This window comes from Acidobacteriota bacterium, from assembly GCA_016196035.1.
Taxonomy (GTDB): Bacteria; Acidobacteriota; Blastocatellia; order RBC074; family RBC074; genus JACPYM01.
Genome location: JACPYM010000095.1, coordinates 128,464 through 137,902, shown reverse-complemented (window position 1 = coordinate 137,902; position 9,439 = coordinate 128,464). Strand labels below are relative to the sequence as shown.

Genomic DNA, 9,439 nt, shown 5'->3' with positions numbered 1-9,439 from the left:
TCGGCCCTGCCGGGGCCGCATTCGACGTCGAGTCCGGCCCCTTCAGGGCCGTAGAACCTGCTGACGGCCTACCGTGGGCGTTGCCCACGGCTATTGAATTACGCCCTTTCAGGGCAAAGACACAGAGCGTCAGACTTGTGTAGAAACGAATGCTCGGCAGGTTGCGCTACGACTGCCGTTTGATCACCGTTCCCGCCAAATGCGGCTGCTTCATGCCACGCGCGTAGGTAACCTGCCCATTGACCAGCACGGTTTCAATCCCGGCGGCCAATTGGCGCGGCCTGTCGAAGCTGGCCCGGTCGCGCACTCGCGACGGATCGCATAACACCAGATCAGCATACGCACCGGGCCGGATCACGCCACGATCTTTCAAACCAAACAGCGCCGCCGGATACGACGTCATCTTGCGCACCGCTTCGGGCCAGGTCAGCACGCTATCTTCGCGCACGAACTTGGAGAGGATGCGCGCCATTGCGCCATACGCCGCCGGATGTGGCAAGCCGCGTCCGTATTCTTCGGCGTCGGTGCAAAAGGCGCAGAGCCGATGCCGCGCGTATTGGGCGAGCAGGTCGCGCTGTTCGCGTTCGCCCGACACTTCAAAAATCAACATCGAGACTTGCCCGCGCTCGGCGACGATCAAATCTGAAATCGCGTCGAAGGGCGTCTTGCCCGTCAGTTGCGCCAGTTCCAGCAGGCTGCGGTTTTCAAAACGTTTGTTGCGCCTTGATGCGACATAGCCGATGCGAATCGCCGCCCAACCGGTCGCGCGCACCAGATTGTGCGGCCAGCCGTTGGGCTTCCAGGCGGGCCATGATGGTTTCACCCGTTCGATGTCGCGGGCAATGCGTTGGCGCGTTTTCAAATCTTGCAGTCGTTCCACCAAACAATCCACGCCGCCTTCCAACGCCCAGGGCGGATAGAGGGCGATCATCATCGTCGCCGCCGCCGTGTAAGGGAACATATCGAAGCTGATGCGCACGCCCTCGCGTTCGGCTTGTTCTTCCAGCGCCAGCACGCGCGCGATCTTGGGCCAGTGCGCGCGGCCCACGGCTTCGTTGTGCGAATGGTGAATGCGCACGCCGGTCGTCTGGCCGACTGCCAGCAACTCTTTGACCGCCGGGATGAGCAACTCGCTCGAACCGCGAATGTGGCTGGTGTAAAGCCCACCGTGCGCGTGTACGACCTCGGCCAGCGCCTGCAATTCCTCTGGGGCGGAATACATCCCAGGCGGATAAATCAGTCCGGTGGACAGGCCCAGCGCGCCGTCGCGCATGGCTTGCTCGACCAGTTTGCGCATCTGTTGCAACTGGCGGCGCGAGGGCGGCCCCTTCGCCAAGCCCATTGCCGAGATGCGAATCGGGCCGTGCGGCGCGAGCGTGGCGATGTTGAGCGCCAGGCCGTTCGCGGCAAGGCGGTCGAGGTATTCGCCGGTCGTGCGCCAGTTCCAGTCCACTTGCTGCGGCGTCATCCAGGCGTTGACGGCGCGCAGAATGGTTTCGGCCTCGGCGTTGGCGAGCGGCGCGCAACCCAGACCGCAATTGCCAATGATCGTGGTGGTGATGCCTTGGGCGAGTTTGCCACGCAGCAATTCGGCCTGTTTGGCGGGCGGCAGCGGCAACAACAGATCGGCGTGCGAATGCGGATCAATCAGGCCGGGCATGACGGTGAGACCACGCGCGTCGAGCGTCTGGCGGGCCGGGCCGGAGAATGCGCCCAACGCGGCGATGCGCTGTTGTTTGATGGCGAGCCGCGCCGGATAGGCCGGTTGGCCGGTACCGTCCAGCACCTGCGCGTTTTCGATGATCAGATCGAACAGCATAGTCCGGCGCGGCTCACTTCGCTTGTTTCTGGTCGGCGCGGTCGCTGACGCCCAGCACCTGCTTGGCGATATTGTAATAACGGGTGCGTTCCGCCAGCCCATTGAGACCGCCGTTGATACGGCGAGTGATTTGCGGAAAGTCCTGCTGTTCGGCCAATTCATTGAGACCTTGGGATTGCCAAAAATAACCCGCCGTGCGGAAGACCACGGCGGACGTGGCGGCCAAGTCAGGTTGACCGAGCAAATCAAGACCCAGCGCCTGGCCGTATTTTTGGTAATTGGCGCGCCCGACGATTTGGAAAGGGCCGCGCCCTTTGAAGCGTTGGCCATCGCCTGGCTGGGTATTGCCCAGCCGCGTGGCTAAATCGCTGGGCGGCTCATAGCGCAACTGACTAGCGGTTGGCCCCCAAGGTTCTTCCATGTAACGCAACTCGCCGGATTCATGAGCAAGCTGCGCGAGGAAAGCCGCTTGGCGCGCCGGGGTATTGATTTTGAATTCCGTGAAGGACTGTTGCAGATAAGGCAGATAAAGCGCCAGTCTGTCTTTTGACGCGCGCGGCATGATCTGTTGCAAGACCTCGACCGTCAGCGCTTCAGCGGGCGGCGGCGCTGACGTGGTGGCACGCTCATAGTTTGTGCAACGCACGCTGACGGGCACGTGCGCCGATTCAAGCTGGGTGGGTTCGAGTATTTTGAAGGCCAGCCAGGCGTTGGGTGCCGAACGGTTAAAAGACCATGTCTCGCTGATTTCTTTGACCCCTGGCGCGTCGAAATTCAAGGTTTGCGGGCGGCCCAGTTCGCCTTCGCTCGTGATGAATTGATACTTGACGGCGCCCGCGCCGCCTTCGACCCGCACGCGGCCCGCGATTTTGAACGTGACCGGGCAATTGCCGCCATATTTTTCATTGTCCACCTGCACCTCCGCGTTGATGCGCAAATCGCCCAGCGCCGCGAGATCCCAAACGCGCACGGTGCGATCCGTACTGGCCGTCACGAGGTGCTTGTCCCGCGCATTGAAATCCAGGCTGGTCACGGGGCCGATGTGGCCGCGCAACACGGCCAGCACCTCGCCGGCTTTCCGGCCCCCCACTGTCAGCGCTTGCCAAACGCGCGCCGTGCGATCCTGGCTGATGGTAAAAACCCATTTGCCATCCGGACTGAAACTGGCGTTGGTCACATCGGCATCGTGCCCTTCCAGCACGAGGCTTTGCACTTCCGGCAGTTCCACCGTCTGGGCCAGGGCGTCCGCCGCCGCCTCGCCGCTCGGAACCAGCACGCCATTGACTTCGACCATGCCGGGCAAGGGGCTGGGATTGTTGCGCCGTTCACGGCTGCGCAAGGCCTCGCGCACCGGCCAGAGGCGGGCGGTGCGGTCTTTACTGGCCGTGACGATCTGGCTGCCGTCGGGACTGAAAACCGCGCTGTTGAGTTCAGCCGTATGACCGGTTTTGCCGCCCAGTTGCAAGACGTTCTCGCCCGTCTGCACATTCCAAACACGCGCCACCGATTCGGCCCCGGCAGTCACAAGATATTTACCGTCAGGACTAAAGTTGACACGATTGATTTTTTCCAGGCCGGGGCGCAATAACGCGATCCGGTAATACGGAACAAGGCTCCAGATTTGCGCTGTGCCGTCGTCGCTGGCGGTCGCCAGCAATTTACCATTGGGGCTGAATGCCACGTGATTCACCACCCCTTGGTGCGGCGGCAGAACTGCAACCGGCTTGCCAGACGTGAGTCCCCAAACCCGGACCCGGCGATCAGCGCCAGCCGTCACAACCAAACTGTCGTCAAGACTGAAGGCCGCAAAATTGACGGCGGTATTGTCGCCTGGCAACGCTGCCAGCTTCACCAAGGCCGCCTGCTCTAAGGTGGCGGACTGCTCATCCGCCAAACGCCAAACCTCGACGGCGCCGGTGCGATGCGCGGCCAGAAAATTCACGGGCGCGCCGCTGGCGGATTGATGGCCGAAGGCGACGACGCTGATCGCGTTCGGGTTGTGTTGCGCGGATTGCGGATCAGTGACGGCGGGCGGCAGTGCCGCATCCGGCGCCGCGCCGACACGGCGATAGAGCGTGCGCTGGCCGTCGTGGCGGTTCAGCCACAACACGCCGCTGGCGCTGCCGGTCAGAATGGTTTCCCCACTGGGGCTGTAAGCCACACTGTTGAGCGCCGAGACGTAGTTGTCGCGGAAGATGGTGTGGAAGTAAGGCGCGGAACGATCAATTTCATTCACCGTGCCGAGCGCCGTTTCGGCGCGCAGCTTCTGGGCGCTGGACTCTTTCAGTGCGGCTTCCGCTTTATCGCGTTCATCCTTCGCCACAGCCTCGGCATGCTGCGCCAGTTTTTTAGCCTGCACGGCGCTGGCTTCGGCTTTGCGCGTCGCCAGCAAGGCCAGTTCGGCGCGTTGCTTTTCTTGCTGCGCCTTGTCTTCCGCTTTGAGGGCGGCCTCTTTTTCTTCCTGCGCCTGCTTTTCAGACACGCGCACTTTTGTCAAAGAGCCTTCAGCGACTTCGCGCAGCCGCACGGCTTCGGCCCTTTGTCGCTGTGCGTCTGCCCGTTCCGACTGCGCCTGGGCTTTTTGTTGAAAGGCATAGCCCGTCAAACCCGCCAGTGCCAATAACAGCAGGGTCAGCACGCCCAAACTGATTCGCAACCAGCGCACGCGGCGTTGCCGTTCCGCCGCCAGCGTTTGCGCGGCTTCCAATTCGCGCGCGCGCTGGGCGGCCAACTCGGCCTCTTCGCGCGCGTTATTCGCCTGGCTGTCATCCAGATACTTCATGGCCTGGGCGAAATCGCAGCCGTAATGCGCGGCCCAGGCGGCGTTGGGTTGTTGCCGTTCGCGCCAGTCCAGCGCGATTTGCAACGCCGGGTGGTAGTAAAAATCCTGCTGGCCTTGGGCGTGCAAGGCGGCGTTTTCGGACAAGCGTTTCAACACCAGCGCGGCTTCGGCTTCCTCTTCCACCCATTTGCGCAAGCGTTGCCAGCCGCGCATCAGGCTTTCGTGCGAGATGTCAATCAGCGTCCCCGGCTTGAGTGACTCGGACGCGGGCGGCATCAGGAAGGAGCGGCCTTCCTGACGGAAGGTTTCGACGACGGTTTTCACGTCGGCTTCGGTGGCGCCCGTGACGGCGCACAGTTCGCGGATGGTCGCGGGACGGCGGCCTTCGCGGTTGTCGCGCGTTTTTTCGGTCAGGCATTTGAAAATCTTTTCGGCCAGCGGCTGCAACGCGGGCGGCAATTCGTCGTAGGCTTCATCGGCATGGTTGGAAAGCGCGTTGGCAAAGCCGCCGACGGTTTCATAGCAGCACAAATCCAGCGCCGCGCCACGCTGAAAGGCCGGATGCGCGAGATGATGGCCGGGCCGTTTGTGCAGCCACTCTTCCCAGGTGCGCATCAGCGCGTGTTGCAGGATCGGCAATTGGTTGGGATCGTTCCCGGCGTCGTTGAGCAGGCGGTTGACCAGCGGCGGCGTAATCGCCGCGCTGTTGACCGTGATGGGGCCGGTGATGGCTTCGCGCCAGCCGTCTTCGGTCAAGCGCGGGATGAGGTATTGGCCTTCGTTGATCGCTTCGGGCAGGCCGTAAAACTGCGCGGCTTCGCCCAGGTAATCCGAGCGCATCGTCAGCACCAGATAGATCGGCAATTCGCGCTGGCGCGTGGCTTCGAGCAGCAGTTTGACGAAGGCGGCGGCCTCATCACCAACTCTATTTGAGGATTGCGTGGCGTCTTTCAGGCGGAAGAGTTCCTCGAATTGGTCGGCCAGGATCAGCAGGTTTTCGTTGGGCGGCAATTGCGCCTGCCGCACGGCTTCGAGCAAACCGAGCGAGGTGGAGCGCAACAACGTTTCGACGGAACGCTGGGCAAAGGGCGCATTGCTCGCCGCGCCGCCCAGCACATCCGGCTGGTCGAGCGCGGCGGCCAGATTGCCGATGGGGTTGTTGCCGGGGCGAAAGAGCGCGACGCGCCAACGCGACCCCGCGATGGTCAGATGGCCGCTGTACAGCGCCGGCAGCACGCCCGCGCGCACCAGCGAAGATTTGCCGCTGCCGGAAGTGCCGATGACCGCCACAAAATGCGACTTGCGCAGCTTTGACAGGACTTCGTCGCTCTGACCGTCACGACCGAAAAACAATTCGTATTCGTCCGTCTCAAAAGGCCGCAGCCCCGGAAACGGATTGTCCGTCACATTCAGCGGTAACAATTCAGCGGTTTGACTCATTGGGCACCTCCCAGGCTGGTTGCGCCGGTTTGCGCCAATTCATTGCGGGCGCTTTCCAACTCCGCCAGAAAACGGTCGAGCGCGGCCACTGAAAACCCATTGAAAGCGGGCGGCAGCAGCGTGGCTTCGAGCGTGCGGAAGCGTTGTTTGGCGTCTTGCTCCGGGGCGGCCAGATAAATGGCGCGCGCCAGAAACGCCCGCGTGCGCCCCCAGCCCCGCACCTTGCGCGTCATATCCGCCAGCTTCATGCGCAGCCAGAATTCGTTCCCCTGGCCGTAATAGAGCAACGCCGCATCGCATTCCAGCAGCATTTCTTTGTGGTATTGAATGACCTGCTGCTCGTCGCCTTCGTTGAGCGTCGGCACGACTTCGTAACCTTTGTCGAAGAGATAATCCTCAAGCGGTTTGAGCGTCGGGAAATCCAGTTTGTCGCAGATCAAATAGATGCGCACCAATTCATCAACCAGCCCGGTGGCGGGTTTGGGCACGGCGGCTTTGGGCGGGACGAGCTTCTCGATAATGCGATTGAGCAGATCGGTGAGCGAACGTTGCAGCAGTTCAGCCCCTTGTTGCGCCACGCCGTTCGTTTGCAGGTAATCCAGGAAGCGCGTTTGTTTTTCGCCTTTGGGCTGCAAATCTTTGGGCAGCCAGATCAGGCGCGCCAGCGCGGCCTGGGCGCTTTGTTCGGCAGCCAATTCATTTTGCAGGTAGATGATGGACTTCTCCTCTTCGCCGTCGGGAATGGAACCGTAGGTTTCGCCGATCAGATGAATCGAGAGTTTGGCTTCCTGCAAATGCGCGCGCACGGCCTCGCAATAACCCTCGGCGCTGTCGCGCGGCAGCGGCTCGGCGGGCACGACGCGATAACCACGGCTGGCCAATTCGCTCTGCACTTGCTTGCGGTCGGTCTGGCGGTCGGCGGTCGCTTCGGCGAGATAGACGATGCCTTTGTGGCTGGTTTCGGCCAGCGCCAGTTTCGGCGCGGGGGCCGCCGTTTTGATGGCGTTCAGGGTTTCGCTCAGATTCCAAGCCAGCTTATCCACCAGATCGAGGTAAGCCTGATACTGATAGCCCTGCGCATCCTGGCTGTATTCGCGCGGGCGATCTTCCTCTTTGTTGAAATCACAAAGTTCATAGCCCAACAGCCCTTGCATTTCGGGTGGATGCGCGTCGCGTTCAATGTAGGTCTTGATGACCTTCACACAGCGCGAACGGTTGCCGATGCGGCGGCCCAGCGACTGATCGGCGGCTTTGAAAAACTCGTCACGCTCCAACCCGCAATACTTCGAGTTGAGATAACTGGGCGAGAGCACACAGAGCAAGAGCTTGCTGCCGAGCAGATTGTCACGGATTTCATCGTCAAAGAAATCGCCGCCCGTCAATTTGCCATCGCGCCAGATGACGGGATCGCGGCCCAGATGGATGCTCAGGCGCACTTGCAGCAAGGCGTGAAACTTGTCCATCCAGCCTTTGGCGCCGGGGATGGTCAAATTGTCACGGTGGCTGTAGCTAATGAAAATGTCATTGGGGAATGCTGCCATAGGGTCTAGCACCTCGTTAGTCGAATTGCTGATGAGTGATGTTTGCGCCTGTGCTGACGCGAACAATGTCTGGCGACAACGGCAGGCATTCTGCGTCAGCATGGGAAGGTTTGCAATCGGCTGAGCCCCGCGAATGCTGCACCGCAAGTGTCAGTCGGTGAACACCCGCGACACATCAAATTCGTCAACGTAGTAAAGCCTGCGGGCTTTTCGTTCGCCGGTTTTGCTTCAACTCCACTAAACGTAAAGGGCCGCACGCTGACACTGGCGTCCGGCCCTGTTGATGGTTTTGCTTTGAGGGCAACCTTGTTGCTGAAACTATTGCTGAAACTGACTTTGCCGCCGCTGTGATTGACGCAATTGCACGTCGGTGATTTCACGCGGCGCGCCGTTGGGCAGGATTTGCAATTGTTTGAGAAATTCGACGATCTCGTCTTGCTGCGTCCTGCTCAACTCGGCGAAGTTATTGCGCGAAGCGCGCGCTTCACCGGCGTGGTGCATGATCGCGTCAGTGATCGTTGTCAGGTCGCCGCGATGGCCGTAAGGGGCAGTGTTGCCGACATCCCATAACTTGCGCGTCAGGAATTGATCGGTCGGCACGCCGCTCTGAATCTTGCGTTCGTTGCAATAGAACGGATCGAACGAATCGCAAATGACGTGGCGTTTCAGGTCGGTGAAGGCGCGCACGACCGCGCCCCCTTGCGGAATGGCCTCGAGTGCCGGGCCGGGGATGTCGCTGGTCAGATCGAAACTGAACAGTTTTTGCACATCCTGGGGCCGCAAATTGCCCGCTGGGTTGTAGGGGTTTGGTTCGGTGAAGAGCCGCGAGCGCAGCACCAGCGTCGGGCGATGGCACTCGATGCAGCCGATGGCGCCGAACATGTCTTCGCCGCGTTGGGCCGCCGCGCGCCGGGTCGGCTCGCTCGACATCACGCGCCCTGGCACGTTCATCGCCGCTTGAAAGAGAGTGGCGGCGGTGATGTCACCCACGCTCAGTTCATCCTTAACACCATCTCCGTCAAAATCGGCGGTATCAATGACATTGCCTTTGACATCTTTTTGCCCGCTGCCGAAACGTTCGACCGCTTCCATGCCGTGATGATGGTTGTAGGCGTTGACCGTAAAGACGCGCACCGAATTGACCACGCCTTTTTGGTGAAAGGGTTTGATGATTAGATCGGCGTCCACGCCTTCGACTTTGGACGTATTGACCACACCATTGGGGCTGGCCGTGAGTTCACCAAAGCTGACGCCCTTGGTAACCAGTTCGATGGTCATATCGCGGCCCGCCGAACGCGCCCGTAAAATCGCAGTTTGCCGTAAACTAAGCAGGTCTTCGGTCATTTCGCGCGCCAACATCTCAATGGCGCCGGAACCATTCAGGCCAAGCGTATTGCGTTCGTTGGAGAATTCCGCCGAAACCGAATCTACAATCGGGTCAGCCACCTGTGCCAATACAAAAACGTTTGCAACAAAGCCGCCCGCACCACCGACAAATGGCTGCGAATGACAATCGGCGCACGAGGAAGCGTCAGGGCCCGAGGTGCGTAGAAACGGTACATTGTTTTGCAGGTCGCGTTTGGTGGGCGCCCCGTTCCCCGTGGCAGAGGGCCGCCCTTGCCCATCGAGGGCATTCCAACGCGCGGCGAAAATCTCTTCGCCAATTTCGAGTAAGGCGGGCAAAGGATATTTGCCGGATTCGATCTCGGCCTGATTCAGATGCTGCGCCAGGGTGGGCCGCTCGCCCACGGGCAGCGGGTTTTGCGCACCCGCGCGCCGCCCTGGAACAAACAACGCGCCGGCAAGCAAAACCGCCAGCGCAAGCACTGTCATTTTGAAATACTGCATTGTGGGACC

4 protein-coding genes are annotated in these 9,439 nt (G+C 61.0%); all 4 read right to left on the bottom strand.

From position 1 onward, the window contains the following. Positions 1-166 precede the first annotated feature (166 nt). Positions 167-1,819, bottom strand: a complete 1,653-nt coding sequence (locus HY011_27725; GenBank protein MBI3426736.1) for a D-aminoacylase — start codon at positions 1,817-1,819, stop codon at positions 167-169. A gap of 13 nt (positions 1,820-1,832) precedes the next feature. Continuing rightward, positions 1,833-6,041, bottom strand: a complete 4,209-nt coding sequence (locus tag HY011_27720) for a hypothetical protein (protein MBI3426735.1) — start codon at positions 6,039-6,041, stop codon at positions 1,833-1,835. After that, positions 6,038-7,582: a toll/interleukin-1 receptor domain-containing protein gene (locus HY011_27715; protein MBI3426734.1), complete on the bottom strand. Its 1,545-nt coding sequence runs from the start codon at positions 7,580-7,582 to the stop codon at positions 6,038-6,040. Before HY011_27715 ends, HY011_27720 begins: the two co-directional genes overlap by 4 nt. Before the next feature lie 318 nt (positions 7,583-7,900). Next, on the bottom strand, positions 7,901-9,430 hold the full coding sequence (locus HY011_27710) for a hypothetical protein (GenBank protein ID MBI3426733.1): 1,530 nt from the start codon (positions 9,428-9,430) through the stop codon (positions 7,901-7,903). Positions 9,431-9,439 lie beyond the last annotated feature (9 nt).

Excerpts from the sequence above, each read along its gene's own strand:
- HY011_27725 (MBI3426736.1), bottom strand. The coding sequence starts at position 1,819 with ATGCTGTTCGATCTGATCATCGAAAACGCGCAGGTGCTGGACGGTACC.
- HY011_27710 (MBI3426733.1), bottom strand. The coding sequence starts at position 9,430 with ATGCAGTATTTCAAAATGACAGTGCTTGCGCTGGCGGTTTTGCTTGCC.
- HY011_27715 (MBI3426734.1), bottom strand. The coding sequence starts at position 7,582 with ATGGCAGCATTCCCCAATGACATTTTCATTAGCTACAGCCACCGTGAC.
- HY011_27720 (MBI3426735.1), bottom strand. The coding sequence starts at position 6,041 with ATGAGTCAAACCGCTGAATTGTTACCGCTGAATGTGACGGACAATCCG.